Raw genomic sequence first — 25,706 nt, forward strand, 5'->3', positions numbered from 1 at the left:
AATGATTCTGGCAACGTATCGCTTGCTTTAAAACAATTAATAGTTGCTTGATCAAACGTCTGCAAGATGGACAATCATCCTTCCTGCAGGCGCCTTCACAAGATACCTGCGCATACTTTCAAAGATCCTGGGAAGTGGCCTCAGCGCCGTTCCCGTGTGCTGCGAAGTTTCCTTCGTAGCGAGCCGCCCATTATGCCAGACTTTTTCAGTCCGTCAACACCTTCGTTCGATCATCTCGTTCGGCGGTGGTGGGCGCCCTGTTGTCGCTGAAGCCCCTTGGTGGCGACCCCTGCGACGGGGGAGGAGAAGTATGTCCCCATTCGCATCATTTGTGAAGGGGGTGTGGCGATTTTTTTCAACGAATGCTGCATCCGTTCATCCATCGCGCTGCGGGAGGATTCCGCGAAGAGCAGCCGAGCGCGGCTATGCCGGGCGTCCTCGCCCGGCCCCCTGCGGGCCGTCGCAAGCGACGTTGGCAACGGCTCCTGCCGTTGCCTTCGGCTCTACAAGAGCACAAGGAAGGGCCGGCTGGCGCCGGCCCTTCCTTGTATCAGGCAGCGACCAGGCGTACGCGGGCGAAGGTGCGCTTGCCGACCTGCAGCAGACCCTCGAAGCCCGGCTGCAGCACCTGCTGGCCGTCTTCCACCACTTCACCGTCCACCTTGACCGCGCGCTCCTTGAGCTTGCGGTTGGCTTCGGAGTTGCTCGGAGTCAGGCCCGCCGCGGTCAGCAGCGCGGCGATACGCAGGCCTTCGGCCGGGATCGCCACGTCCTGCAGCGGCAGCTGGGTGATGTCGCCCTGCCCGGTCACCGCCGCTTCCCAACCGGCAACCGCCTGTTCGGCCGCTGCGGCGTCATGGAAGCGGGTCGCCAGCTCACGGGCCAGGCGCAGCTTGACCACGCGCGGGTTCAGGCCGCCATTGGCCACCTGCTCGCGCAGCTGCACGGCTTCGGCCTGGCTGATGTCGAAGGACAGCAGTTCGATCCAGCGCCACATCAGGGTGTCGTCCACCTTCATGGTCTTGGTGACGATGTCGATGGCCGGCTCGCTGATACCAATGTAGTTGCCCAGCGACTTGGACATCTTGTTGACGCCGTCCAGGCCTTCCAGCAGCGGCATGGTCAGCACCACCTGCGGCTTCTGGCCGTGGTGCTCCTGCAGGCCGCGGCCCATCAGCAGGTTGAACTTCTGGTCGGTGCCGCCGAGCTCGACGTCGGCTTCCAGGGCCACCGAGTCGTAGCCCTGCACCAGCGGGTACAGGAACTCGTGGATGGCGATGGACTGCTGGGCGGCGTAGCGCTTGGCGAAATCGTCGCGCTCGAGCATGCGCGCCACGGTGTGCTGGCCGGCCAGGCGGATCATGTCGGCCGCGCCCATCTTGCCGAACCACTCCGAGTTGAAGCGGACTTCGGTACGGCTGCGGTCCAGCACCTTGAACACCTGCTCTTCATAGGTACGGGCATTGGCCAGCACGTCGTCCTTGCTGAGCGGCTTGCGGGTCAGGCTCTTGCCGGACGGGTCACCGATCATGCCGGTGAAATCGCCGATCAGGAAAATGACCTGATGGCCGAGGTCCTGGAACTGGCGCATCTTGTTCAGCAGCACCGTATGGCCCAGGTGCAGGTCGGGCGCGGTGGGGTCGAAGCCGGCCTTGATCCGTAGCGGGCGACCTTCCTGCAGGCGCGCACGCAGATCCTCGAGCTTGAGGATCTCGTCGGCACCGCGGCCGATCAGGGCAAGGGCTTCTTCAATCGAGGACACGTGACTACTCCCGGCAACGCCGATTCTTGTGTGGGGTGTTAAAGCAAAGTTAACCCGATTGGCTTCACAAAAGCCAATGGGCACAAGGGTTTGACGCCGTTTTCTCAGGTGTCTATGGTAACCGGCGATCAGGCCCGCGCTCCCGGGCTGCCAGGAAAGAACCGCCGATGCACAATTCCGAACAAGGGCGCGCACGCAAGCAGCGCTTCCAGGAACGCCTCCACGTCCTGCACGACAACGCCCTGCATCGGAAGCTCAGGCAACATCTTCCCGCCGCCTTCAATGAGCGCTGGACCCGCCGCCATTGGATGCATGCCAGCCTGTTCGCGACCATCGGCGCCCTGGTGGCGACGATCGTTCCCGGCTTCTCGCACACCATCGATGCGCCCTTCGCCGACAGCCATACCAGCCTGGCGCTGCCGTTGCCGCCGCTGACCATGGCCCGACAGCAGCAGGTGCCCGGTGACAGCTGGCAGGTGCTGCGCGTGCAGCGCGGCCAGACCCTGAGCGACCTGTTCGACAAGGCCGGCATCCCGGCTACCACCCTGCACCGGGTGCTGGACCATCCGGGTGCGCGCGAGGCGCTGACCAAGCTGCGCCCGGGTGCCGAGATCGCCTTCGACATGCCGCTGTCCGGCGACCTGCGCAGCATCCGCTTCGACCGCGATGCCGACAACCGGGTCGAGCTGAGCCTGTCCGGCGACGACATCAAGGAGAAGGTGACCAAACGCGAGACCTCCACCCGCACCGTGGTCACCAGCGGCGAGATCACCAGCTCGCTGTACGCTGCGGCCCGCCGGGCCGGGCTGTCGCCGTCGGCGATCGCGACGATGACCGACGACATCTTCAAGTACGACATCGACTTCTCGAAGGACCTGCAGCCGGGCGACCGCTTCAGCGTGGTGATGGATGAAACCTGGCGCGAAGGCGAGAAGGTGGACACCAGCAAGATCCTCGCGGCCACCTTCACCACCGGTGGCAAGACCTATTCCGGCTTCCGCTTCGACCGCAACGGCAAGTCCGAGTACTACGACATCAACGGCCGCTCGCTGAAGAAGAGCTTCATCCGCATGCCGATCCCGTTCGCGCGGCTGAGCTCGACCTTCGGTGCGCGCAAGCACCCGGTGCTGGGCAAGATGCGCATGCACAAGGGCGTGGACTACGCCGCGCGCACCGGCACCCCGATCATGGCCGCCGGCGACGCCCGTGTGCAGTTCGCCGGCGTGCAGCGCGGTTACGGCAACGTGGTGATCCTCGACCACGGCCGTGGCCACACCACCCTGTACGGCCACATGTCGCGCTTTGCGAGCATCCGGACCGGCCAGCGCGTGGCGCAGGGCACGGTGATCGGCTATGTCGGCTCGACCGGCCTGGCGACCGGCCCGCACCTGCACTACGAATTCCGCGTGAACGGCGAGCATCGCAATCCGCTGACCGTGACCATGCCGCCGCCGGAGCCGCTGAAGGGTGCCGAGCTGGTCGCCTTCCGTGCGCAGACCGCGCCGGCGATGGCCCGCATCCAGGGCATGGAGAAGCTGATCTACGCCGACGCCAGCCCGACGCCGACCGGCCGCGACGAGGCCGCCCCCGAGGTGGCCAGCGCCAAGGACAAGCAGACGACCGGCCGCAAGCGCGGCTGAGCCCATGCGTTGACGAAGAAGGACGCGGCAGCCCAAGCTTGCCGCGTCCTTTTTTTATGCCTGCCATGAACACGACTGCCGACAGCGACGCCCCCCTGTACCTTGGCCTGATGTCGGGCACCAGCGCCGACGGCATCGATGCCGCACTGGTGCAGTTCCCCGCCAGTGGTGGCTGCCGCTTCGTGCATGGGCTGACCGCCCGCTGGGAGCCGGTGCTGCGCGCGCGGCTGGTGGCGCTGGGCGAAGGCGGACCGCTGGATTCGCTGGAAGAGCTCGGCGAACTGGACGCGCGGATTGCGATCCGTTTTGCCGAGGCGGCCAACCAGCTGCTGGCCGAGGCCGGCGTGGACCACAGCCAGGTGCGCGCGATCGGCTCGCATGGGCAGACCGTGCGCCACCGGCCACTGGCCGACCCGGCGTTCACCGTGCAGCTGGGCGACGGCAACCGCATCGCCGAGCTGACCGGGATCACCACGGTGTGTGATTTCCGTCGCCGCGACGTGGCAGCCGGAGGCCATGGTGCGCCGCTGATGCCGGCATTCCATCTGGGCATGCTGGGCACTGCCGATGAAGACCGCGCAGTGCTGAATCTGGGCGGCATCGCCAACCTGACCCTGATCCCGCGCGAGGGCGCGGTGCGTGGCTACGATACCGGCCCGGCCAACGCGCTGATGGATGCCTGGTGCCAGCGCCACACCGGCCGCACCTTCGATGCCGACGGCGCGTACGCGGCCAGTGGCGCGGTGGACGAGGGCCTGCTGGCGGGTTGGCGCTCGGACCCGTGGTTCGCACTGCCGCCGCCGAAGAGTACCGGCCGCGAGCAGTTCCACCTGGCCTGGGCCGAGGCGCACATGGGCGAAGGCCAGTACACCGCCGCCGACATACAGGCGACGTTGCTGGAGCTGACCGTGGCGACGGTGGTCGATGCACTGCTGGCACAGCAGCCGCAGACACGACGCCTGCTGGTGTGTGGCGGCGGCGTGCGCAATACCCAGCTGATGCGGCGACTGACGGCGCGGCTGCCGGGGGTGCAGGTGGAGTCCAGTGCGGTGCACGGTCTGGACCCGGAGTACGTGGAAGCGATGGGCTTTGCGTGGCTGGCACAGCGGACGATGGACGGGCTGGCCGGCAACCTGCCGAGTGTGACCGGGGCGAAGGGCCCGCGGATCCTGGGCGCGATCCACCTGGCCTGAGCGGGGCTACATCCGCCGGGCATGGCCCGGCGCTACCCCGTCGGCAGCATCCCGGCAGCGCCGGGCCATGCCCGGCGGGCAGGTATCACCGCGACCAGGTGTCAGGTCAGTCGAAGCCCTGCCCTGCGGGCAACGCCTGCAGGGCGGCGATGGCATCGGAAAGGGCGTCCACTTCGGGATCACCGAAGCCGGAGCGGACTTCCAGTTCACTGCTGAACAAGCCCTGCTCCAGCAAGGCCTCGCAGGTCTGTTCATGGGTCCAGCCGCGAGCGACCGCGACCCGTCGGATGCGTTCCAGCAACAGCGGGTCCAGGTCCCGCAGCACAACGTCGGCCATGCTCACTTCCCCGTTCGCAAGGCACCGCCCCCTCGGCGCGTCGGGGGCGATGATCCCGCAGACCGGGCGGGCAGGCAATCAGGCGACCGGTGGCGGCCCGCGGTCGGCGATGCGCGGCCACAGCCAGACCAGCAGCAGCAGGGTCGGTACCACCGTTACCGAGCTGAGGATGAAGAACGTGCTGTAGGACGTGGCCTCGACAATGTAGCCGGACACGCCGCCGACGAACTTGCCCGGCAGGTTAGCCAGCGAGACCAGCAGCGCATACTGGGTGGCGGTGAAATTGCGGTCGGTCAGCGACGACATGAAGGCCACCAGCACGGTGCCGGCAAAGCCCTGGAACAGGTTGTCGGCACTGAGCGCGGCATAGAACGCCCACAGCTTGCCTGGATTGTGCGCCATCAGCAGGAAGGCCAGGTTGGACAAGGCCACCCCCAGCGCCGCCACCAGCAACATGCGCCGGAAGCCGAACGCCGCCACCGCGATGCCACCCAGGAAGGCGCCGGCAATCCCCATCCACACGCCGAACAGCTTGGAGACCGTGGCGATGTCCGCCTTGTCGAATCCGGAGTCGAGGTAGAACGGCCCCGCCATCACACCAATGACCTGGTCGGGGAACTTGAAGAAGCCGACAAAGGCCAGCAACGCAAACGCCAACGCCACGCCGTTGCGGGTGAAGAAGCTGCTGATCGGCTGGACGAAAGCCTCGGCAACATCGATGCGACGCTGCACGGCCGTGGCCGGACGCTCTGGTTCGGTACACAGCAGGGTGGTGATGATCGGCAGCAGCATCAGCGCCGCCATGGCCAGATAGGCGATGATCCAGCCTTCGAACTGGGCCAGGTACAACGCGCCTGCACCTGCCAGGATCAGGCCGATCCGATAGCCCAGCGTGTAGGTGGCCGCAAGCGCCGCCTGGGCCGCCTGTGGCGCGATCTCGATGCGGTAGGCATCAACTGCCGAGTCCTGGGTGGCACCGGCAAATGACGCCACCAGCACCCACATCACCAGCGGCCAGACCCCCTGCTCGGGCCGTACGAAGGCCAGCGCGACCAGACCGACCAGCACCATCACCTGCGATACCAGCAACCATGAGCGGCGGCGGCCAAGCCTGCCCAGCAACGGGAAGGCGTAGCGGTCCAGCAGCGGCGCCCACAGGAACTTGAGCAGGTAGAAGAAACTGGCCAGGCTGATCAGGCCAATGCTGCCCAGATCCAGGCCAACGTCACGCAGGCGCGTGGACAGGGTCTGCGAGGCGATCAGCAGGAACGGCAGGCCACTGCCGAAGCCCAGCATGGCCATGGTCAGCGCCGACGGTGTGCCGAAGGCGCGCTTGATTCCTGCCCAACCCTTGTAGCTGACCGGCTTGGCAGCCTCGGTCACAGGTCGTAGTCCACGATGAACGGAGCGTGGTCGGAGAAGCGCTCATCACGATAGATCGAGCAGCTGCGCAGGCGGTCACGCAGGCCCGGGGTGATGAACTGGTAGTCGATTCGCCAACCGACATTGTTGGCTCGGGCGGCGCCACGGTTGCTCCACCAGGTGTAGTCCTCGCCGGTGGGATTGAGCAGGCGGTAGGCGTCGGCCCAGCCGCGGCCGGTGGCGACATCGGTGGTCTGGCCGTGGTCGGCGCACAGGGCGTTGAGCCAGTCGCGCTCTTCCGGCAGGCAGCCGGAGTTCTTCTGGTTGGACTTCCAGTTCTTGATGTCCAGCGCCGAACGCACGATGTTCCAGTCGCCACACAGCACGTAGTCGCGGCCGCTGCGCGCCCACTCCTCGAGGATCGGCCGCAGCCATTCCATCACTTCGAACTTGAAGCCCTGGCGCAGGTCGCCCGAGCTGCCGGACGGGATATAGAAGGAGACCACGCTGAGGTTGCCGTAGCGCGCCTCGATGTAGCGGCCTTCGTCGTCGAACGGGGCCCAGCCCAGCGAGGTGATGACCTGGTCCGGCTCGCGCTTGCTGTAGATCGCCACGCCGCTGTAGCCCTTCTTGGTGATGGCGTCGCGGTAGAAGCAGTGGTGGCCGTCCGGGCGGAACATCGGGTCGGTCAGCTGGTCTTCCTGGGCCTTGGTCTCCTGGATGCACAGGACGTCGGCGTCCTGGGCACGGAACCAGTCGAGGAAGCCCTTGGTCGCGGCGGAACGGATGCCATTGGCGTTGAAACTGATGATGCGCATGCGGGGGACCTGCGGCGGGAAACCGGGCAAGCATACCGGTTGCCTGCCGGGCTGCGCAGTCCGCCGGGCACCGCCCGGGCACCCTTCACAAGGCGCTGGACGAGCGCGGAACGCCCAGCTGGATTAGGATTTGTGCTCCAAATGAAGATGAATCGAGTTTTGATGAGCGACCACCGTCACCGTTTCCTGCAGCTGGCTTTGACCGCCGATGCCCTGCGCTTCGGCCAGTTCACCCTCAAGTCCGGCCGGCTGAGCCCCTATTTCTTCAACGCCGGTCGCTTCGACTCCGGCTCCCTGCTGTCGCAGCTGGGCGCGTGCTATTCCGACGCCATCGACGCCACCGGGATCAAGTACGACGTGGTGTTCGGCCCGGCCTACAAGGGCATTCCGCTGGCCACCGCGATGGCCTGCGAGCTGGCCCAGCGTGGCCGCGACCTGCCGCTGTCGTTCAACCGCAAGGAAGCCAAGGCCCATGGCGAAGGCGGCCAGCTGATCGGCGCCGACATGAATGGCAAGCGCGTGCTGATCGTCGATGACGTGATCACCGCCGGCACTGCGATCCGCGAAGCGCTGGGCATCATCCGCGACGCCGGTGGCATCCCGGCCGGCATCGTGGTCGCGCTGGACCGCCAGGAGATCGCCTCGGACACCGACCATCGCTCCGCCGCACAGGCCGTGGCCGAAGAGGCCGGCATTCCGGTGATCGCCGTGGCGACGCTGGCCGACCTGCTTGATTTCGCCTCCGGCAACCCGGAACTTGTCGGTTACCGGCAGCCGCTGGAAGCCTACCGGGCCCAGTACGGCGTCCGTTCGATCCGCTGACCGACCCAGGGGAAAGGTCATGTCCCGAGTTCCTGCTGTTCTCTTCGCCGGCCTGCTGCTGGCCCTGCCGTTCACCGTGCCGGCGCAGTCGCGCGACAGCGGCAAGGCGGAAAAGAAGCTGTACTGCTGGAACGAGGGCAAGGAGCGGATCTGCAGTGATTCGCTGCCGGCCGATGCGGTCAACCATGCCCGCGAGGAGTTCAACGCGAAGAGTGGCCTGCGCAATGCGCAGGTCCAGCGCGCGTTGACCGACGAGGAGCGCGCTGCCGCCAGCACCGTAGCGCAGCAGCAACAGCTGGACTTGATGGCCACGCAGACCCGCCAGCGTACCGAGCAGGCGATGCTGTCCACCTATGGCAGCGAGGACGACCTGCGCCGGGTGTTCACCGAGCGCCAGGAAGTGCTGGACAACAACCTGAAGACTGCCGAGTACAACGTCACCAGCCTGCGCGAATCGCTGGTGGCGCTGCTGTCGGCCGCCGGTGACCGTGAGCTGGCCGGCGGCAAGGTGGCCGACAAGCAGGCCGAGGCGATCCGCCAACGGCATGTGCAGCTGCAGGCGCAGCAGCGCCTGCAGGCCGGATTCCTGCAGCAGCAGCAGGCATTGAAGGCCGAGATCGACAGCAGCCTGCAGCGCTATCGCGAGCTGAAGGGGCTGGTGCCAGCAGATCAGGCCCCCTGATTCCCCTGTAGCGCCCAGCCCATGCCCGGCTCCGCGTGACCTCGGCAAAGAGCAGCCGAGCATGGGCTCGGCTCTGCAGCAGGTGCGGCTGGTTACGGTTTGGCCGGCGGAATTTATGCACTCTTTACGCGTCGGCCCGGTCCGGCGCGTAGTGCGTTTATGGGGGGCAGGACGACGATGACGGCCTGAGGTGGAGGGGTTCCACCAGGACGCTAATGCAATGTCCCCCTGGCTGTCGTTGTTGTGTGGCGTCGTGGTGCTGGTCGCCGCCGCCTATCTTCTTTATGTCGTGCTGCGGCCCGAGTCGTTCTGAGCGGAGACTGCCATGACTGAGATTATTGTCATTCTTGCCGCCAGCCTGCTGCTGGCCTGGCCGTTGGGCCTGTATCTGGCGCGCGTGATGCGTGGCGCGCCGATGAAGGTCGACGTGTTGTTCCACTGGATCGAGAAACCGCTGTACAGGGTGTTCGGCGTCGACCCGTCGCGCTCGATGTCCTGGCGCGGCTACGTGCTGGCCTTCGTGCTGAGCAACGTGGTGGTGGCGGTGCTGACCCAGGCGGTGTTCATGACCCAGGCCTGGCTGCCGCTGAATCCGGACCAGATCCCGAACATGCGCTGGGACACCGCGCTGCACACGATGATCTCGTTCCTGACCAACACCAACCAGCAGCACTATTCGGGCCAGGCGCAGCTGTCCTACCTCTCGCAGATGACCGGCATCACCGGCCTGCAGGTGGTGACGCCGATGATGGGCCTGGCGCTGGCGGTGGCCACGCTGCGCGCGTTGTTCTCGCGTTCGCCGCAGGCCGCAGCGGCCAGTGGTACCGGTGATGACCGCCAGGTGGCGGTGGGCAACTACTACGTGGACGTGGTGCGCCTGTGCGTGCGCTTCCTGCTGCCGCTGTGCCTGGTGTGGACGCTGGTGCTGACCAGCCAGGGCGTGCCGTCGACGATGGCCGGTGGGCCACAGGCGACGCCTATCGATGCCAGCGCTGGCATGGCCGAACAGAAACTGCCGCTGGGCCCGGTGGCGGCGATGGTCGCGGCCAAGCAGCTCGGTGCCAACGGCGGCGGCTGGTACGGCCCGAACAGCAGCTTCCCGCTGGAGAACCCGACGCCGGTTTCGAATGCGCTGGAAATCGTTGGCATCCTGCTGGTGCCGATGGCAGTGATCTTCATGATCGGCGCGTTCACCGGCCGACGCCGCTTCGGCGTCCTGGTGTTCAGCTGCATGCTCGGCATGTCGCTGCTGTCCACCGGCGCCATGGTGTGGAGCGAGGGGCATAGTGCCAGCGCCGCCACGCCGCTGCTGATGGAAGGCAAGGAGGTACGCTTTGGCGCCGATGGCACCGCGCTGTGGGCGGCGGTGACCACCCAGGTCTCCAACGGTTCGGTGAACGGCATGCACGATTCGCTGGCACCACTGAGTGGCGGCATCGCGATGGTCAACATGCTGGTCAGCGCGATCTGGGGCGGTATCGGCTGCGGCCTGCAGCAGTTCATCGTGTACCTGCTGCTGGGCGTGTTCCTGGCCGGGTTGATGACCGGGCGTACGCCGGAACTGTTCGGCCGCAAGCTGGAGACGCCACAGGTACGCCTGCTGGCCCTGCTGGTGCTGCTGCAGCCGATCACCCTGCTGGTGTTCACCGCGATAACCCTGGCCGTGCCCGGCCTGGCCGGCACCTCCAACCCCGGTTTCCATGGCATCAGCCAGGTCTTCTACGAGTACGTATCGGCCTATGCCAACAACGGTTCCGGCTTCGAAGGACTGGGTGACGCCACGCTCTGGTGGAACCTCAGTTGCTCGCTGGTGCTGCTGCTGGGCCGCTTCCCGCTGCTGATCATCCCGCTGGTGGTGGCCGCACAGCTGGCCGCCAAGCGCCAGGCACCGGAATCGGCCGGCAGCCTGCAGATCGAAACCCCGACCTTCGCCCTGACCCTGGTCTCGGTGATCGTCATCCTGACCGTGCTGCAGTTCATGCCGGCGCTGGTACTCGGCCCGATCGCCGACCACCTGAGCCTGGGACTGCACTAAGGACACCCTGATGAGTACCCAAGCAAGTTCAACCCGTAGTACCCATGCACCGCGCCCTGCCCTGCTTGATGGCGCCGGCCTGCGCCGTGCGCTGATCGAAGCGGTTCTCAAGCTGTCGCCGATGCATCTGGTGCGCAGCCCGGTGATGGCGGTGGTGATGGCCGGCACGATCGTCGCCGCAATCGTCACCCTGACCGGCAACGCGCCGCTCGGCTTTGGCCTGGCAGTGACCGCGATCCTGCTGGTGACCGTGCTGTTCGGCAACTTCGCCGAAGCCGTGGCCGAAGCACGTGGCCGTGGCCAGGCCGCGTCGCTGCGGCGTGCCCGCCAGGACCTGGTGGCACGCCGGCTGGCCGCGCCGCAACCGGGTGCCGTCGAAACCCAGGTGCCGGCCGCCGAACTGCGCCCGGGCGACCACGTGATCGTCAGCGCCGGTGAGCTGGTGCCGGCCGATGGCGAGATCGTGCAGGGCCTGGCCACCATCAACGAAGCCGCGGTGACCGGCGAATCGGCGCCGGTGCTGCGCGAGGCCGGTACCGACCGCTCCGGCGTGATCGGCGGCACCAAGGTGCTGTCCGACCAGATCATCGTGCGGGTGACCGCCGAACCGGGCCACAGCTTCCTGGACCGGATGATCGCGCTGGTGGAAGGCGCCAACCGCCAGAAGACTCCGAACGAGATCGCGCTGACCCTGTTGCTGGCGGCGATGACGCTGACCTTCCTGGTGGTGGTGGCAACGCTGCCGGCCATTGGTGCCTCGGTCGGCGTCAAGGTCGACCCGCTGCTGCTGATCGCGCTGCTGGTGTGCCTGATCCCGACCACCATCGGCGGCCTGCTGCCGGCGATTGGCATCGCCGGCATGAACCGTGCGCTGGCTGCCAACGTGCTGGCCAAGTCGGGCAAGGCGGTGGAAGTGGCCGGCGACGTCGACGTGCTGCTGCTGGACAAGACCGGCACCATCACCTACGGCGACCGCCAGGCCAGCCATTTCCACCCGCTGGCCGGCATCGACGCCAGCCAGCTGCGCGAAGCGGCGCTGCTTTCTTCGCTGGCCGACCCGACCCCGGAAGGCAAGTCGATCGTGCGCCTGGCGCGCGAACAGGGCTGCGCCACCGCCGAACCGGAGCAGGCCGAGTACCTGGCGTTCAGTGCGCAGACCCGCATGTCCGGCGTGGATCTGGAACATGGGCGGCAGATCCGCAAGGGCGCCGCCGATGCGATCCGCATCCACGTGCAGGCGCTGGGCGGCAATGTGCCGGCTGAACTGGCCGGTCGCGTCGAGCAGGTTGCACGCAATGGGGCCACCCCGTTGGTGGTGGCCGAGGGCCGCCACGTGCTGGGCGTGATCGAGCTGTCGGACGTGGTCAAGCACGGCATGCGCGAGAAGTTCGCGCAGCTGCGGGCGATGGGCATCCGCACGGTGATGATCACCGGCGACAATCCGCTGACCGCCGCCGCCATCGCCGCCGAAGCCGGCGTCGACGACTACATCGCCGAGGCGCGCCCGGAAGACAAGCTGGCACGCATCCGCCAGGAACAGGCCGGTGGCCGCCTGGTGGCGATGGTCGGCGACGGCACCAACGACGCACCGGCGCTCGCCCAGGCCGACATCGGCCTGGCAATGAACTCCGGCACGCAGGCGGCAAAGGAGGCCGGCAACATGGTCGACCTCGATTCGGATCCAGCCAAGCTGCTGGCAGTGGTGGAAGTGGGCAAGCAACAGCTGATCACCCGCGGTGCGCTGACCACCTTCTCGCTGGCCAACGACGTCTCCAAGTACTTCGCGATCCTGCCGGCCCTGTTCGCCGCCGCCGTGCCGACCATGGCCGCATTGAACGTGATGCAGCTGTCGAGCCCGCGCAATGCGGTGCTGGCGGCGCTGATCTTCAACGCCCTGGTGATTCCCGCCCTGATCCCGCTCGCCCTGCGTGGCGTGCGCTTCCGCCCGGCCACTGCAACCGCGCTGCTGCGCCGGAACATGCTGGTCTACGGCCTCGGCGGCGTGCTGCTGCCGTTCGCAGCGATCAAGGCGATCGACCTCCTTCTTGTCCTGGTATTCGGCGCATGAACCGTACTGCTTCCACTTCATCTTCCCTTCCGCGCGAACAGAAGGCCGAGGCCCGCGTGGCCAGCCTGCAGGATGGTGCCAGCTGGCGCCCGGCGATCGGCCTGGGCCTGGCCACACTGCTGCTGGCGGGTGCGGTCTACGCCGGCATCGCCACCGGTTTTGCCGGCCTGGCGTACCCGACCCAGGCCGAGGGCAGCCTGCTGCGCGATGGCAACGGCCAGGTTCGCGGCTCGGCGTGGCTGTCGCAGCCGTTCACGGGTGACGGCTATTTCCAGGCGCGTCCGTCGGCGGCCAACTATGACCCGATGGCCGCTGCCGGTTCCAACATCGCCCGCAGCAACCCGGCCCTGGCCGAACGTGTTGCCGCCAGCACTGCTGCGGTCGCCGCGCGCGAAGGCGTCACCCCGGCGCAGGTACCGGCGGACCTGGTCACACAGTCCGCGGGTGGCCTGGATCCGCAGCTGTCGCCGGCCGCGGCGCAGCTGCAGGTGGCACGCGTGGCGCGCGCCCGTGGCCTGCCGGTGGAGCGCGTGCAGGCCCTGGTGCAGGCGCATACCGAGGGACGCCAGTGGGGCCTGTTCGGGCAGCCACGGGTGAACGTGGTGACGCTGAACTTCGCACTGGACCACGCGGCCAAGGCACCGTGATGCCGGCCTGCACCGGCTGCGCGCACAATGGCGGCCATGACAGCGGCACCCATGACTGATGCGCGTACCCGCCAGGCCGATGCCCTGGTCGAAGGCCTGCAACGCGAAGCCGGCGGCAAGCTGACCGTGTTCCTCGGTGCGGCGCCGGGCGTGGGCAAGACCTACACGATGCTGACCCGCGCGCAGGAACAGCTGCGCCGCGGTGTCGACCTGGTGGTGGGCCTGGTGGAAACCCATGGCCGTGCCGATACCCAGGCATTGCTGGAAGGCCTGCCGCAGCTGCCGCTGAAGGACGTGGATTACCACGGCCACACCCTGCAGGAGATGGATCTGGATGCCGTGCTCGCACGGCATCCGGCGCTGGTGCTGGTGGACGAACTGGCGCACCGCAATGCGCCGGGCAGCCGCCACGAGCGGCGCTGGCAGGATGTGATGGAGCTGCTGGACGCCGGCATCGACGTTTGGACCACGGTCAACATCCAGCATCTGGAAAGCCTCAACGATGTGGTGATGCGCATCACCGGCGTCCGGGTCAGCGAGACTGTGCCGGACGGTGTGCTCGACCGCCTGCATGACATCGTGCTGGTCGACCTGCCGCCACGCGAACTGATCGCGCGCCTGCAGCAGGGCAAGGTCTATGTGCCCGAACAGGCCGCGCAGGCCCTGCAGGCATTCTTCTCGCCAGCCAACCTGACCGCGTTGCGCGAACTTGCGATGCAGGAGGCCGCCGACCGCGTCGACAGCAGCCTGCGCGAAGCACGGGCGGCACGCGGCGAGAGCAACCTGCCGCTGCGGCGTGGCGTGTTGGTGGCCATTGATGGCGGCGGCCAGAGCGAATACCTGGTGCGGGTGGCGCGGCGCATCGCCGAACGCCGCGACGCGCCGTGGACGGTGGTGACCGTGCAGGGCCGGCGCCAGGACGAGGCGACCCGGCGCGAAATCGATGCGGCCTTTGCACTGGCACGTCGGCTGGGCGGCGACGCCGAACTGCTGCATGGTTCGAGCATCGCCGATGCCCTGCTCGACCATGCCGCGCACAACGGCGTGTCGACCCTGGTGCTGGGCCGGACCCGCGAACGTCCGCTGGCGCGGATGTTCAACCGCACCCTGACCCAGCAGCTGATCCAGCGCGGCGCGCACTACGAGATCACCATCATCAGCACCCCGCAGGCGCGGGCGCGCTCGCGCCGCGAGGGCCTGCTGCCGCCGGTGCGCGGCATCAGCTACGAGCCAGCGCAGGCGCTGATCGCTACCGCAATGGCCTGCGCAGTGGCGTGGCTGGCCGAGCGCTGGGTCGGCATGGCCGACCTGTCGATGGTGTTCATCGTGGCGGTGGTAGTGGTGGCCGCGCGCACGCGCGCCAGCGTGGCGGTGATGGCGGCGATCCTGTGTTTCCTCGCCTACAACTTCCTGTTCATCGCGCCGCGCTTCACCTTCGCCATCGGTGCACGCCAGGGCGTGATCACCGTGTTCCTGTTCCTGGCCGCCGCCTTGGTGGCCGGACGGCTGGCCTCGCGCTTGCGCATGCAGGTGATCGCGCTGCGTGCAGCCAACCGCCATGCGCGTGCGCGCCAGCAGCTGGGCCGGCAGCTGGCCAGTGCGGCCGGCAATGGCGAGGTCGCACAGGCCGGCAGGCTGGCACTGGAACAGGCAATGGACGTTCCGGCGTGGCTGCGCATTGGAACAGACACCGCGGCCGGTGGTCGCAGCCAGCCGGGGGACACCGATCTGGCCGCCGCCGACTGGGCGCTGCGCCATGGCCAGCCCAGCGGCCGCTTCACCGATACCCTGGCCGGTGCGCAGTGGTGGTTCCTGCCACTGCTGGATGGCGAGGACCGCGCCATTGGCGTGGCCGGCCTGTACCTGCCCGGCGCGCAGGCGCGCCTGCTGCCCGAGCAACGGCAGCTGGCCGAGGCAATGGTCGATGACATCGCCCAGGCCGCGCTTCGCACACGGCTGGTGGCCGAACTGGAACAGGCGCACGTCAGCAACGAGACCGAGCGGTTGCGCTCGGCCCTGCTCTCTTCGGTGTCGCACGACCTACGCTCGCCACTGGCGGCGATGATCGGTTCGGCAGACAGCCTGGCCAGCTACGGTGCGGCGATGGATACGGCTGATCGCCGCGCCCTGCTGGACACCATCCTGGTCGAGGGCGAACGGCTGGACCGCTACATCCAGAACCTGCTGGACATGACCCGCCTCGGCCATGAAGGGCTGAAGATCAACCGCGACTGGATCGGCGTGGACGAACTGATCGGCTCGGCGGCGCGACGCCTGCAGCGCTATCAGCCGAAGGTGCGGCTGGAGCTCGACATTCCTTCCACGCTGGCGCCGATCTGGGTGCATCCGGCGCTGGTCGAACAAGCCGTGTTCAACGTGATGGAGAACGCGGCCAAGTTCTCGCCGCCCGACGCCGCCGTACAGGTACAAGCGCGCGAGCTGGACGGCCAGCTGCGCATCGACGTGATCGATGCCGGCCCCGGCATTCCCGATGACGAGCGCGCGCGCATCTTCGACATGTTCTACAGCGTCGAACGCGGCGACCGCGGCCGCCACGGCACCGGTCTTGGCCTGACCATCTGCCAGGGCATGATCGGTGCGCATGGTGGCAGCGTGCAGGCGCTGCCCGGGCGCGACGGTCGCGGTACCCTGATCCGCATCACCCTGCCCCTGCTCAAGCCAGCCTCCCACGATGAGCCCGACCCCGATTGATGCCAGCGTCCCGGCCCCGCGCGTGCTGGTGATCGATGATGAAACCCAGATCCGCCGGTTCCTGGACATCAGCCTGCGTGCGCAGGGTTACCAGGTGCGGCAGGCCGCCACCGGCCAGGAAGGCCTGCAGCTGGCCGCCAGCGAGGACATGGATCTGGTGATCCTGGATATCGGCCTGCCGGACATGGAAGGCCACGAGGTACTGGAACAGCTGCGGCAGTGGAGCCAGGTGCCGGTGATCATGTTGACCGTGCGTGCCGGCGAAACCGAGAAGGTGCGCGCGCTGGATACGGGCGCGAACGACTACGTGACCAAGCCATTCGGCACGCAGGAACTGATGGCGCGGGTGCGGGCGCTGCTGCGCACGCGCAGCGTACCCAGCGACGGCACGCCGCCGGTGTTCGACGACGGCCACCTGCACGTGGACCTGGTGCGCCGCGAAGTGGCACTCGATGGCGAGCCGGTGGCATTGACCCGCAAGGAATACGCGTTGCTGTCACTACTGCTGCGCAACGCCGGGCGGGTGGTGACCCAGCCGCAGATCCTGCAGGAGATCTGGGGACCGACCCACCAGCACGACACTCATTACCTGCGCATCCTGGTCGGCAAGCTGCGGCACAAGCTGGGCGATTCAGCGCTGGATTCGCGCTACCTGTTCACCGAGCCAGGCGTGGGTTTGCGGTTCAAGGGTTGAGGCGTGTCGACCAAGGTCGACACCTACCAGAGCCAACCCTGGTCGGCACCTGGGGGCAGAGCCCGTGCCGTTCCGACAGCTCGCGGGAAACTGTCGAAGGCGGGGTGGGTCCGGTTGCGGGGGTGTCCGCGGCATGGATGCCGCGGCCAAGCCCCCAGGGACGGGTTTACGGCGTCCCCCGCAACCGGACCCACCCCGCCATCCCACGGATAGCCCGCTTTTGACGTTGATGTTGCTGTTGCTGTTGCTTCGGCGGGTGCCGGGCGCGGCCCGGCTCCTCCTCAGAACCCCAGCGGGGTGTCGCCCAGCACCGGCTGCAGCTGGCTGCGGAACAGCGCCTGGATGCGTTCCAGTGCCGCCTCGTCGTTGCCTTCGAAACGCAGCACCAGCACCGGCGTGGTGTTGGAGGCGCGCACCAGGCCCCAGCCATCGGGGAAGTCCACGCGCAGGCCATCGATAGTCGACAGCCGACCGCCCACATACGGGTTGTCCGGCGACTGCGCCGCCGCCACCAGCATCGCCACCAGCGCATGCGGCGTGCCTTCGGCCACCGGCACCTTCAGTTCCGGCGTGGCCACCATCTCCGGCAGCTCGGCCAACACCTCATCCGGCGTTTCCTCGCGCTGGGCCAGGATCTCCAGCAGGCGCGCGGCCGCATACAGGCCGTCATCGAAACCGAACCAGCGCTCCTTGAAGAAGAAGTGGCCGCTCATCTCGCCGGCCAGTTCGGCATCGGTCTCGCGCATCTTCGCCTTCATCAGCGAATGCCCGGTCTTCCACATCAGCGGGCTGCCACCATTGCGCAGCACGTGGTCGGACAGCTTGCCGGTGCACTTCACGTCGTAGATCACCATCGCGCCCGGGTTGCGCATCAGCACATCGGCCGCGAACAACATCAGCAGGCGGTCGGCATAGATGATCTTGCCTTCGCCGGTGACCACGCCCAACCGGTCTCCGTCGCCATCGAAGGCGACGCCGAGGTCGGCGCCGAAACGCTTGACCGTCTGCACCAGGTCTTCCAGGTTGGCCGGTTCGCTCGGGTCCGGATGATGGTTGGGGAAGCTGCCGTCGACATCGCAGTACAGCGGAATGACCTCAGCGCCGATCGCTTCCAGCAGCTGGGGTGCGAGCGCGCCGGCGACACCGTTGCCGGCATCGGCCACGACCTTCAACGGGCGGTCCAGCTGCACGTCGTCGGCGATGCGCTGGATGTAGTCGGCCGCAACGTCGCGCTGCTGGTAGTCACCCGGTTCGGCGGCCTGCACCAGCTGGCCCTCGACGATGCGCTGGTAGAGATCGGTGATCGCATCGCCGGACAGCGTTTCACCTCCGATGACCACCTTGAAGCCGTTGTACTCCGGCGGATTGTGGCTGCCGGTCACGGCCACGCAGGTCCCCGTGCGCAGATGGAAGGCGGCGTAGTACACCAGCGGGGTCGGCGCCAGGCCGATGTCGATCACCGCGCAACCGGCGCGCCTCAGGCCTTCGGCCAGGCCGGCGGCCAGTTCCGGGCCGGACAGGCGGCCATCGCGGCCAATCACCACCTCGCGCAGGCCCTGCTCCAGTGCCACGGTGCCGATGGCCTGGCCTATCAATGCCGCGGTCTTCGGCGTCAGTTCGCTGCCGACCACGCCACGGATGTCGTAGGCACGGAAGATGCCGGCGGCCAGCGCCTCGGCCGGCACCGGTGGTGGCGGCGGTGGCGTGGCATCGCCACTGCTGGTCACGGCGGCCGCCGCTGGCGGAGCCTGCTGCAGGCTTTCACTCAGGGTAGGGCCATGGTCGGCAACCGCCGCAGCGGCGCGACGCGGCAGTGGCAGCGTCTTCGGCAGGCGGCCACGGCCGACCACCAGCAGCACGGCAATGAACGCCAGCAGCAGTGCGACGATGGCGCTGGCCAGCGCGCCCAGGCCCAGTGGCCCGGCTTCGACATTGGGGACCGCGGCCACCAGGCGCAGCGGAGTGCCGTTGACCGGCCGTGCCAGTGCCTCGGCGCTCTCGGCGAGGCTGGCATCGCCCTGGGTGACCAGATCATGCATACCCTGGCGCAGACCCAGGAAACCCGTAGTCGGTGCACTGACCTGATCCAGCGGCGCGGTCAGCCGCAGCAACGGCTGGCGCACGTAGAGCACCGCCGGTCCCAGGCTGCCCAGCTGCACCGGCGCGGCCAGGCCCAGGCGGTTGCCACCGCCATCGCGGACCACGCGCAGGCTGGGCTTGCCTTCGGCCAATGCCGCTTCCAGCAGCGCCAATCGGGCATAGCCAAAGGCGGCCGGGGCAGCGTAGGCGTTGGCCAGATCGGCGGTCAGCACTTCCGCCTGTTCCACGCCGGTCCAGCTCTCGCGCACGGCCAGTGCCGCTGCCGCGGCATCACCGGCCTGCAGCGCCTGCTGCACGCGTTCGTTCTTCAGCTGCTGCTGCAGCTGCTTCAGCTGGCCGGCTGCAGCGTCCTGCAGGCCCTGCACGGCCTGGTCACGCGCTTCTTCCAGCGCCTGCCCATTGGCTTCCTGCCGCCATTGCTGCACCGCGCTCCATCCGAACCAACCGGCCAGCAGGACCAGCAGCACCCCCAGTAGTGGCGCGCTGCGTCCCAACGACCGTCCCCGCTGTCCTTCCCCGATGCCGCTCATCGATGTCCCCCGTCAACGCACCCCGGTATGGCCGAATCCACCCGTTCCCCGCACGCTGTCGGTGAAAGTATCCACCACCTGCAGGCTGACGCGGGCAATCGGCACCACCACCAGCTGCGCGATGCGATCGCCCGGCTCGATGGTGAAGGCCTCACGGCCACGGTTCCAGACGCTGATCAACAGCGGACCCTGGTAGTCGGCGTCGATCAGGCCGGTACCGTTGCCGAGCACAATGCCGTGGCGATGGCCCAGCCCCGAACGCGGCAGGATCACCGCGCACAGGTGCGGATCGGCGATATGGATGGCCAGGCCGCTGGGCACCAGCGCGGTATCGCCCGGCTGCAGGGTCAGCGCGGTATCCAGCGCCGCGCGCAGGTCCATGCCGGCGCTGGCTTCGGTGGCATAGGCCGGCAGCGGCCAGCTGTCGCCGAAGCGCGGATCGAGCAGCTTGACCTGCAGCGGTTGGGAAGTGGATGCCTGGGTCATGCCTGGAGTCTCCGCGCGATCAGCGCCAGCAGTTGTTCGGCCAGCTCGCGCTTGGAGGTGGCCGGGAATACCTGTTCACCATCCTGCCAGAAGGCAGTGGCGGCATTGTTGTCGCTCTCGAAACCGCCGCCGCTGATGCCGACCTGATTGGCGATCACCAGGTCCAGGCGCTTGTCGACCAGCTTGCCCCGCGCATATTTCTCCACGTCGTGGGTCTCGGCGGCAAAGCCGACCACCAGCTTCAGCGACTGCGTCTGCGCGGCCACCTCGGCCAGGATGTCCGGCGTGCGCACCAGCTCGATCACCAGCGACTGACTGTCCGCGGTCTTCTTCAGCTTCTGCGGCGCGACCTGGCGCGGCGTGTAGTCGGAAACGGCCGCCGCACCGATGTAGATGTCGGCCGGCAGCGACTTCAGCACGGCATCGCGCATCTGCGCGGCAGAGCGCACATCGATGCGCTGCACCCCCGGCGGCGTCGGCAGCTGCACCGGGCCACTGACCAGCACCACCTGGGCGCCAAGCGCAGTGGCTGCGGCGGCCAGGGCAAAGCCCATCTTGCCGCTGCTGCGGTTGCCGACGTAGCGCACCGGGTCAATGTCCTCATAGGTGGGGCCGGCGCTGATCAGCAGGCGCAGGCCCTGCAGCGCGCGGGTTTCCGGCGCGGCAGCCGGTGCCTCGGCACTGCCGTTGGCGGCCAGCGCGGCGACGATGTCACCCGGTTCGGCCAGACGGCCAGGACCGGATTCGCCTTCGGCCAGCGGACCGTCAACCGGGCCGATCACCTGCGCGCCACGCTGGCGCAGCAGGGCGATATTGGCCTGGGTGGCCGGGTGCAGCCACATGCGATGGTTCATCGCCGGGCAGATCGTCAGCGGCGCGGTGCTGGCCAGGCACAGGGTGCTGACCAGGTCATCGGCATGGCCCTGGGCCAGCCGCGCCAGCAGATCGGCGGTGCCGGGGGCGACCACGATGCGGTCGGCCCAGCGGGCCAGCTCGATGTGTCCCATGGCCTGTTCGGCGGCACTGTCCCACAGCGTGGTGCGGGTAGGCTGCCCGGACAGGGCCTGGAAACTGAGCGGAGTGACGAACTGCTGGGCACCGGCGGTCATCGCCACCTGCACCTGGGCACCGGCGTCGCGCAGGCGCCGCACCAGCTCCAAAGCCTTGTAGGCCGCGATCCCGCCTCCGACGCACAACAGCAGTTTCTGACCTTCCAGCGCGCGGGCCGGCGCGGGAGAAGCATTGGGGGAGTCAGCCACCTGGAATTCCTGTGCAAACGAGGGCGGTAGCTTACCCGATGGTCGGTAATGTCCCGGTACACGGCATACATAGCGGGCGGCTATCAGCAGATGGAGTCCGCCCGTATTGACCTGGCAGACGCCGGGCATCGGTTTCGGACCTTTCCTATACCGTTACGACCCCGCCCTTTTGCAGAATCAGACGTTGGCCGCTGTGTGCAGCGGTCCGTTCGATCTCCGAGGAAGCGCGTGCACCCACGCATCATCATCGCCGACGACCATCCTGTGGTCCTGCACGGCATCCGCGTCGTGCTGCAGACCCACCTGATGGACGTGGTCGGCAGTGCGTGCGATGGCGCCGAGCTGCTTCAGCTGGTGGACAACAACGACTGCGATGCAGTGCTGACCGATCTGTCGATGCCCGGCGCCGGGCCGGATGGTCCGGAACTGATCGATGCCCTGCGCGCGTACCATCCCCACCTGCCGGTGGTGGTGCTGACCGGCGCGCGGCATCCGGGCCTGCTTGATGGCCTCCTGCGCGAGGGCATCAATGGGCTGGTCGACAAATGCGCCGATTTCGCCGAGGTGCCACAGGCATTGAATGCAGCACTGGCGGGGCAGGTGTTCGTCTCCCGACAGCTTCGCCACCACCTGCAGGCCCGCGACCTTATGTTCCCGCGCGAACCGGCACCGCTGTCGGCACGCGAGCAGGAGGTGCTGGATCTGCTGGCGGCCGGGCTCAGCGTGAACGCCGTCGCCGAGCACTGCGGGCGCAGTCCGAAGACGATCAGCCGGCAGAAGGCTGAAGCCAAGCGCAAGCTGGGCCTGCAGAACAACCAGGAACTGTTCGACTACCTGCAGACCCGGCGCGACTGAGGTATCGCCCGACCCGGAGCCGCGGTGTGCGCTGATGGGCTGCGCCGACCGGGCTGGCGATGATGCAGGCATGCCCATCCACGACTGGCCCGAACAGGAACGTCCCCGCGAAAAGCTGATGGCACGCGGACCCACGGCACTTTCCGATGCCGAACTGCTGGCGCTGTTCCTGGGCTCGGGCTTCGGCGGCCGCGATGCCGTGCAGACCGCGCGCGACCTGCTGCAGGCCCATGGTCCGCTACGGGTGCTTCTGGACCGCCCCGCACGTGAACTTGCGCGGCTGCCCGGGCTGGGCCCGGCACGCAGCTGTACGCTGGCCGCCGGGCTGGAACTGGCCCATCGCTACCTGGCCGCCGAGCTGGAACATGGCGAGGCGGTCGGCAACAATCCGGCCGCGGTTGGCCGCTATCTGCAGCACCGCCTGCGCGGGCAGGCCCGGGAGATCTTCATGGCCCTGTTCCTGGACAACCGCCACCGGCTGATCGCCTGCGAGGAGTTGTTCCACGGCACCATCAACGCCGCCCCGGTCTACCCTCGCGAGGTGGTGCGGCGAGCCCTGCTGCACAATGCGGCGGCGGTGATCCTCAGCCACAACCACCCCTCGGGCGACCCGGAGCCCTCCGGCGCCGACACCCGCATCACCGACGAACTGCAGCAGGCGCTGGCACTGGTGGATGTGCGGCTGCTGGACCACTTCGTGGTGGGTGAGGGTCGTCCCGTTTCGTTTGCTGAACGAGGCCTGCTGTCACCGCCCCAGCCCCGCCTGTTCGGCTGAGCGCCCGCCCTGCGTGGGCAGCCGGACGGCGCCATCGGCAGGTTCCGGTCAGCGTGGCCGCTGGTATCTGCGCTAAAATGGGCGATTCCGCCGCTCATTCTCACAGCAGGCCTCGTGAAAAATCTCCTCCGCGCCCTGATCAGCCAAGGCATCGAAGCCTTGCGCGCCAATGGTACCCTGCCCGCCGACTCCCTGCCGCCGGACTTCGTGGTCGAGCGCCCGAAGACCCGCGACCACGGCGACTTCGCAACCAACGCCGCAATGCTGCTGGCCAAGGCCGCGCGCAGCAATCCGCGCGCACTGGCACAGGCGCTGGTCGAGGCGCTGCCGCGCAGCGAGGACGTCAGCAAGGTCGAGATCGCTGGCCCCGGCTTCATCAATTTCTATCTGGCCCCGGCCGCGTACCAGCGTGAAGCCGCGTCGGTCATCAAGGAAGGTCACGACTACGGCCGCAACCTGTCCGGTAATGGCCGCACGGTGGGCGTGGAATACGTGTCGGCCAACCCGACCGGCCCGTTGCATGTCGGCCACGGCCGCGCCGCGGCGATCGGCGACTGCGTGGCGCGCGTGCTCGACGCCAACGGCTGGAACGCCAAGCGCGAGTTCTACTACAACGACGCCGGCGTGCAGATCGAGAACCTGGCGCTGTCCACCCAGGCGCGAATCAAGGGCATCGCGCCGGACCAGGACGGCTGGCCGGAAGGCGGCTACCGCGGTGAATACATCGCCGACGTCGCCCGCGCCTACATGGCCGGCGCCAGCGTCGATCTGGAAGGCAGCACCGTGGTCGGCGCCAAGGACCCGGACGACATGCAGGCGATCCGTCGCTTCGCCGTGGCCTACCTGCGCAACGAGCAGAACCTGGACCTGGCTGCATTCGGCGTCGACTTCGACATCTACTTCCTGGAAAGCTCGCTGTACGCCGATGGCAAGGTCGCCGAAGCGGTCGCCAAGCTGCAGGCCTCGGGCCACACCTACGAGGAAGGCGGCGCGCTGTGGCTGCGCAGCACCGACTTCGGCGACGACAAGGACCGCGTGATGCGCAAGTCCGACGGCACCTTCACCTACTTCGTGCCGGACGTGGCCTACCACCTGTCCAAGTGGCAGCGCGGCTACGAGCGCGCGATCACCGAGCTGGGAGCCGACCACCATGGTTCACTGGCACGCGTGCGCGCCGGCCTGCAGGCCATGGAAGTGGGCATCCCGCAGGGCTGGCCGGAATACGTGCTGCACCAGATGGTCACCGTCATGCGCGGCGGCGAGGAAGTGAAGCTGTCCAAGCGTGCCGGCAGCTACTTCACCCTGCGCGACCTGATCGAAGAAGCCGGCCGCGATGCCACCCGTTGGTTCCTGATCGCGCGCAAGCCCGATTCGCAGCTGACCTTCGACATCGACCTGGCCCGCCAGCAGAGCAACGACAACCCGGTGTTCTACGTGCAATACGCGCACGCCCGCGTCTGCAGCCTGCTGCGCCAGGCGCAGGAGAAGGGCCTGGTGTACGAGCAGGGCAATGGCCTTGCCAACTTCGGCCGCCTGGCCGACGACGCGTCGCTTCTGCTGATGAACGAGATCTCGCGGTACCCGGAAGTGGTGGAGGCAGCCGGCGTGGCGCTGGAACCGCATCTGGTGGCGCAGTACCTGCGTGAATTGGCGCACGCGTTCCACACGTGGTATCACGGGACGCCGGTACTGGTGGAAGACGCTGCCGATCGCAACGCCAAGCTGACCCTGGCCTGCGCAGCGCGCCAGGTGCTGGCCAACGGCCTCGAACTCCTGGGCGTCAGCGCCCCGGAAAAAATGTAAGCATCAGGAGACGCAGTACACATGGCAGCACGACGCGGCAAAAACCAGGCACGACGCAACAGCAGCAGCCAGGGCACACCCGGATGGGTGTGGCTGGTCGCTGGCGTGGCGATCGCGGCCGTGGTGTTCCTGGCGGCGCCGAACCTGTTCAAGGGCGAAGGCGATGGCTTCCTGCGCGCCGGTCCGCAGCCGAACCCGAACGCGCAGCCAGCCCCGGTCGCTGATGCCGACAGCGATGTCGGTACCCAGCCGGCCGCGCAGCCAGCCACGCCGAAGCCGGCAGAACCAGAAAAGCCGGCCGCCACCCAGTACGACTTCTACACCCTGCTGCCGGGCAAGGAAGTCGAGATGTCCGACGCCGAGCTGGCCGCCAGCGCGCGTGCCGAAGACCAGCGCCGGGCCAAGGCCGAAGCGCAGCGTGCGCAGGCAGCACTGGAAGGCAAGCCGGTTCCGCCGGCCACCGCCACTGCGCCGGCACCGACGGCAACTGCCAGCGTGGCCAGCACTGCACCGGTCACCGCCACCAGCCGTCCGCTGCCGGCACCGCTGAGCGAGCGTCCGGCAGTGGCAACGCCGGCGGCCAACACCACTGCGGCTTCGAACAACACGGCTGCGGCCACCGCGGCACCGCGTGCGGAAGCTGCACCGGCTGCGACCAGCACAGCGGCCACTGCCGCACCCGCTGCTGCCGACAACGCCCGCTACATCCTGCAGGCAGGCGCTTTCGGTGCCTCCGGCGATGCCGAGGCGACCAAGGCCAAGCTGGCGATGATGGGGTTGGCCGCACGCGTGGAGTCGGCACAGATCAACGGCAAGACCGTGTACCGCGTGCGCATGGGGCCGTATGGCAGTGCTGGCGAGCTGTCCGAAGCCAAGCAGAAGCTGGATGGCACCGGCCTGCAGGCGATGGCGATCAAGGCGCAGTAAGCCTGCCGATGTGAATGAAAAAGCCGGGCATTGCCCAGCTTTTTCTGTGCTTCTGTAGAGCCGAGCCCATGCTCGGCTCTTATCTCTTGCGACTCTGGCACCTTAGGTGCCGAGAGCCCGGCGCGGGCGACCGTTCGGCTCTAGGTCTTCTCGATCGCTCTGTAGCAAGGATCTCCGCGCCGGTTTCTCCCTGATCCGC

General features: G+C 67.8%; 21 protein-coding genes. 14 read left to right on the forward strand and 7 right to left on the reverse strand.

Translation table 11 applies throughout. The features are described 5' to 3' along the window. Positions 1 to 550: 550 nt before the first annotated feature. A complete protein-coding gene (gene tyrS / locus DI041_RS20175) occupies positions 551 to 1,762 on the reverse strand; it encodes a tyrosine--tRNA ligase (RefSeq protein ID WP_006388280.1) in 1,212 nt (403 codons plus the stop codon). Positions 1,763 to 1,929: 167 nt separating this feature from the next. Here tyrS and DI041_RS20180 point away from each other — a divergent pair, with 167 nt between their 5' ends. Beyond that, positions 1,930 to 3,402 carry a M23 family metallopeptidase gene (locus DI041_RS20180; protein WP_136639888.1) on the forward strand — a complete coding sequence of 491 codons (1,473 nt, stop codon included), beginning with the start codon at positions 1,930 to 1,932 and terminating at the stop codon, positions 3,400 to 3,402. Between the two features lie 65 nt (positions 3,403 to 3,467). Next, positions 3,468 to 4,595 carry an anhydro-N-acetylmuramic acid kinase gene (locus DI041_RS20185; protein ID WP_136639889.1) on the forward strand — a complete coding sequence of 376 codons (1,128 nt, stop codon included), beginning with the start codon at positions 3,468 to 3,470 and terminating at the stop codon, positions 4,593 to 4,595. Positions 4,596 to 4,701: 106 nt separating this feature from the next. Here DI041_RS20185 and DI041_RS20190 read toward each other — a convergent pair whose 3' ends face one another. The 3 genes from DI041_RS20190 to DI041_RS20200 all read right to left on the reverse strand — a co-directional run bounded on the left by DI041_RS20190 (position 4,702) and on the right by DI041_RS20200 (position 7,112). Further along, positions 4,702 to 4,932 (reverse strand): hypothetical protein, encoded by a 231-nt coding sequence (locus DI041_RS20190; RefSeq protein WP_032972567.1) that lies wholly within the window; start codon positions 4,930 to 4,932, stop codon positions 4,702 to 4,704. Between the two features lie 78 nt (positions 4,933 to 5,010). Beyond that, the gene (locus DI041_RS20195; protein WP_136639890.1) at positions 5,011 to 6,315 is read right to left on the reverse strand and encodes an AmpG family muropeptide MFS transporter; all 1,305 of its coding nucleotides are present in this window, start codon (positions 6,313 to 6,315) and stop codon (positions 5,011 to 5,013) included. Further along, entirely contained in the window at positions 6,312 to 7,112 is an 801-nt protein-coding gene (locus tag DI041_RS20200) for an exodeoxyribonuclease III (protein ID WP_099589074.1), read from the reverse strand. The genes DI041_RS20195 and DI041_RS20200 overlap by 4 nt, the downstream gene beginning before the upstream one ends. A 162-nt stretch (positions 7,113 to 7,274) precedes the next feature. Here DI041_RS20200 and pyrE point away from each other — a divergent pair, with 162 nt between their 5' ends. From pyrE to DI041_RS20240, 8 genes are all read left to right on the forward strand, one after another. Further along, positions 7,275 to 7,934, forward strand: coding sequence for an orotate phosphoribosyltransferase (pyrE, locus tag DI041_RS20205; RefSeq protein WP_032972564.1), 660 nt, complete (start codon positions 7,275 to 7,277; stop codon positions 7,932 to 7,934). A 19-nt stretch (positions 7,935 to 7,953) separates the two neighbouring features. Beyond that, complete coding sequence (locus DI041_RS20210) at positions 7,954 to 8,616, forward strand: hypothetical protein (RefSeq protein ID WP_136639891.1); 663 nt, start codon at positions 7,954 to 7,956, stop codon at positions 8,614 to 8,616. A 220-nt stretch (positions 8,617 to 8,836) separates the two neighbouring features. Further along, entirely contained in the window at positions 8,837 to 8,929 is a 93-nt protein-coding gene (locus DI041_RS20215) for a potassium-transporting ATPase subunit F (RefSeq protein WP_012509821.1), read from the forward strand. 12 nt (positions 8,930 to 8,941) lie between these two features. Then, a complete protein-coding gene (gene kdpA / locus DI041_RS20220; RefSeq protein WP_136639892.1) occupies positions 8,942 to 10,651 on the forward strand; it encodes a potassium-transporting ATPase subunit KdpA in 1,710 nt (569 codons plus the stop codon). A gap of 10 nt (positions 10,652 to 10,661) precedes the next feature. Further along, positions 10,662 to 12,719 carry a potassium-transporting ATPase subunit KdpB gene (gene kdpB, locus DI041_RS20225; RefSeq protein WP_136639893.1) on the forward strand — a complete coding sequence of 686 codons (2,058 nt, stop codon included), beginning with the start codon at positions 10,662 to 10,664 and terminating at the stop codon, positions 12,717 to 12,719. Further along, the gene (gene kdpC, locus DI041_RS20230; protein WP_136639894.1) at positions 12,716 to 13,366 is read left to right on the forward strand and encodes a potassium-transporting ATPase subunit KdpC; all 651 of its coding nucleotides are present in this window, start codon (positions 12,716 to 12,718) and stop codon (positions 13,364 to 13,366) included. Before kdpB ends, kdpC begins: the two co-directional genes overlap by 4 nt. A gap of 51 nt (positions 13,367 to 13,417) precedes the next feature. Then, the gene (locus tag DI041_RS20235) at positions 13,418 to 16,078 is read left to right on the forward strand and encodes a sensor histidine kinase (RefSeq protein WP_136639895.1); all 2,661 of its coding nucleotides are present in this window, start codon (positions 13,418 to 13,420) and stop codon (positions 16,076 to 16,078) included. Next, positions 16,059 to 16,772 (forward strand): response regulator transcription factor, encoded by a 714-nt coding sequence (locus DI041_RS20240; protein WP_136639896.1) that lies wholly within the window; start codon positions 16,059 to 16,061, stop codon positions 16,770 to 16,772. The genes DI041_RS20235 and DI041_RS20240 overlap by 20 nt, the downstream gene beginning before the upstream one ends. A 281-nt stretch (positions 16,773 to 17,053) precedes the next feature. Here DI041_RS20240 and DI041_RS20250 read toward each other — a convergent pair whose 3' ends face one another. Genes DI041_RS20250 through coaBC form a run of 3 tightly spaced genes read right to left on the reverse strand, consistent with a single transcriptional unit; the run spans position 17,054 to position 21,147 of the window. Further along, a complete protein-coding gene (locus tag DI041_RS20250) occupies positions 17,054 to 19,402 on the reverse strand; it encodes a phosphomannomutase/phosphoglucomutase (protein ID WP_136639897.1) in 2,349 nt (782 codons plus the stop codon). A gap of 12 nt (positions 19,403 to 19,414) precedes the next feature. Continuing rightward, a complete protein-coding gene (dut, locus tag DI041_RS20255) occupies positions 19,415 to 19,888 on the reverse strand; it encodes a dUTP diphosphatase (RefSeq protein WP_005407763.1) in 474 nt (157 codons plus the stop codon). Continuing rightward, positions 19,885 to 21,147: a bifunctional phosphopantothenoylcysteine decarboxylase/phosphopantothenate--cysteine ligase CoaBC gene (coaBC, locus tag DI041_RS20260; RefSeq protein ID WP_136639898.1), complete on the reverse strand. Its 1,263-nt coding sequence runs from the start codon at positions 21,145 to 21,147 to the stop codon at positions 19,885 to 19,887. Before coaBC ends, dut begins: the two co-directional genes overlap by 4 nt. A gap of 228 nt (positions 21,148 to 21,375) precedes the next feature. Here coaBC and DI041_RS20265 point away from each other — a divergent pair, with 228 nt between their 5' ends. The 4 genes from DI041_RS20265 to DI041_RS20280 all read left to right on the forward strand — a co-directional run bounded on the left by DI041_RS20265 (position 21,376) and on the right by DI041_RS20280 (position 25,507). Beyond that, on the forward strand, positions 21,376 to 22,002 hold the full coding sequence (locus DI041_RS20265) for a response regulator (RefSeq protein ID WP_046984104.1): 627 nt from the start codon (positions 21,376 to 21,378) through the stop codon (positions 22,000 to 22,002). 70 nt (positions 22,003 to 22,072) lie between these two features. Further along, the gene (gene radC, locus DI041_RS20270) at positions 22,073 to 22,777 is read left to right on the forward strand and encodes a RadC family protein (RefSeq protein ID WP_046984117.1); all 705 of its coding nucleotides are present in this window, start codon (positions 22,073 to 22,075) and stop codon (positions 22,775 to 22,777) included. A gap of 114 nt (positions 22,778 to 22,891) precedes the next feature. Next, positions 22,892 to 24,580, forward strand: a complete 1,689-nt coding sequence (gene argS / locus DI041_RS20275; protein ID WP_046984105.1) for an arginine--tRNA ligase — start codon at positions 22,892 to 22,894, stop codon at positions 24,578 to 24,580. 21 nt (positions 24,581 to 24,601) lie between these two features. After that, positions 24,602 to 25,507 carry an SPOR domain-containing protein gene (locus tag DI041_RS20280; protein WP_046984106.1) on the forward strand — a complete coding sequence of 302 codons (906 nt, stop codon included), beginning with the start codon at positions 24,602 to 24,604 and terminating at the stop codon, positions 25,505 to 25,507. Positions 25,508 to 25,706 lie beyond the last annotated feature (199 nt).

This window comes from Stenotrophomonas maltophilia, assembly GCF_004920835.1.
Lineage (GTDB): Bacteria > Pseudomonadota > Gammaproteobacteria > Xanthomonadales > Xanthomonadaceae > Stenotrophomonas > Stenotrophomonas maltophilia_AQ.

Coding starts and splice junctions, on each gene's coding strand:
- DI041_RS20180 (WP_136639888.1), top strand. CDS start 1,930: ATGCACAATTCCGAACAAGGGCGCGCACGCAAGCAGCGCTTCCAGGAA.
- DI041_RS20185 (WP_136639889.1), top strand. CDS start 3,468: ATGAACACGACTGCCGACAGCGACGCCCCCCTGTACCTTGGCCTGATG.
- DI041_RS20190 (WP_032972567.1), bottom strand. CDS start 4,932: ATGGCCGACGTTGTGCTGCGGGACCTGGACCCGCTGTTGCTGGAACGC.
- DI041_RS20200 (WP_099589074.1), bottom strand. CDS start 7,112: ATGCGCATCATCAGTTTCAACGCCAATGGCATCCGTTCCGCCGCGACC.
- pyrE (WP_032972564.1), top strand. CDS start 7,275: ATGAGCGACCACCGTCACCGTTTCCTGCAGCTGGCTTTGACCGCCGAT.
- DI041_RS20210 (WP_136639891.1), top strand. CDS start 7,954: ATGTCCCGAGTTCCTGCTGTTCTCTTCGCCGGCCTGCTGCTGGCCCTG.
- DI041_RS20215 (WP_012509821.1), top strand. CDS start 8,837: ATGTCCCCCTGGCTGTCGTTGTTGTGTGGCGTCGTGGTGCTGGTCGCC.
- kdpA (WP_136639892.1), top strand. CDS start 8,942: ATGACTGAGATTATTGTCATTCTTGCCGCCAGCCTGCTGCTGGCCTGG.
- kdpB (WP_136639893.1), top strand. CDS start 10,662: ATGAGTACCCAAGCAAGTTCAACCCGTAGTACCCATGCACCGCGCCCT.
- kdpC (WP_136639894.1), top strand. CDS start 12,716: ATGAACCGTACTGCTTCCACTTCATCTTCCCTTCCGCGCGAACAGAAG.
- DI041_RS20235 (WP_136639895.1), top strand. CDS start 13,418: ATGACTGATGCGCGTACCCGCCAGGCCGATGCCCTGGTCGAAGGCCTG.
- DI041_RS20240 (WP_136639896.1), top strand. CDS start 16,059: ATGAGCCCGACCCCGATTGATGCCAGCGTCCCGGCCCCGCGCGTGCTG.
- DI041_RS20250 (WP_136639897.1), bottom strand. CDS start 19,402: ATGAGCGGCATCGGGGAAGGACAGCGGGGACGGTCGTTGGGACGCAGC.
- dut (WP_005407763.1), bottom strand. CDS start 19,888: ATGACCCAGGCATCCACTTCCCAACCGCTGCAGGTCAAGCTGCTCGAT.
- radC (WP_046984117.1), top strand. CDS start 22,073: ATGCCCATCCACGACTGGCCCGAACAGGAACGTCCCCGCGAAAAGCTG.
- DI041_RS20280 (WP_046984106.1), top strand. CDS start 24,602: ATGGCAGCACGACGCGGCAAAAACCAGGCACGACGCAACAGCAGCAGC.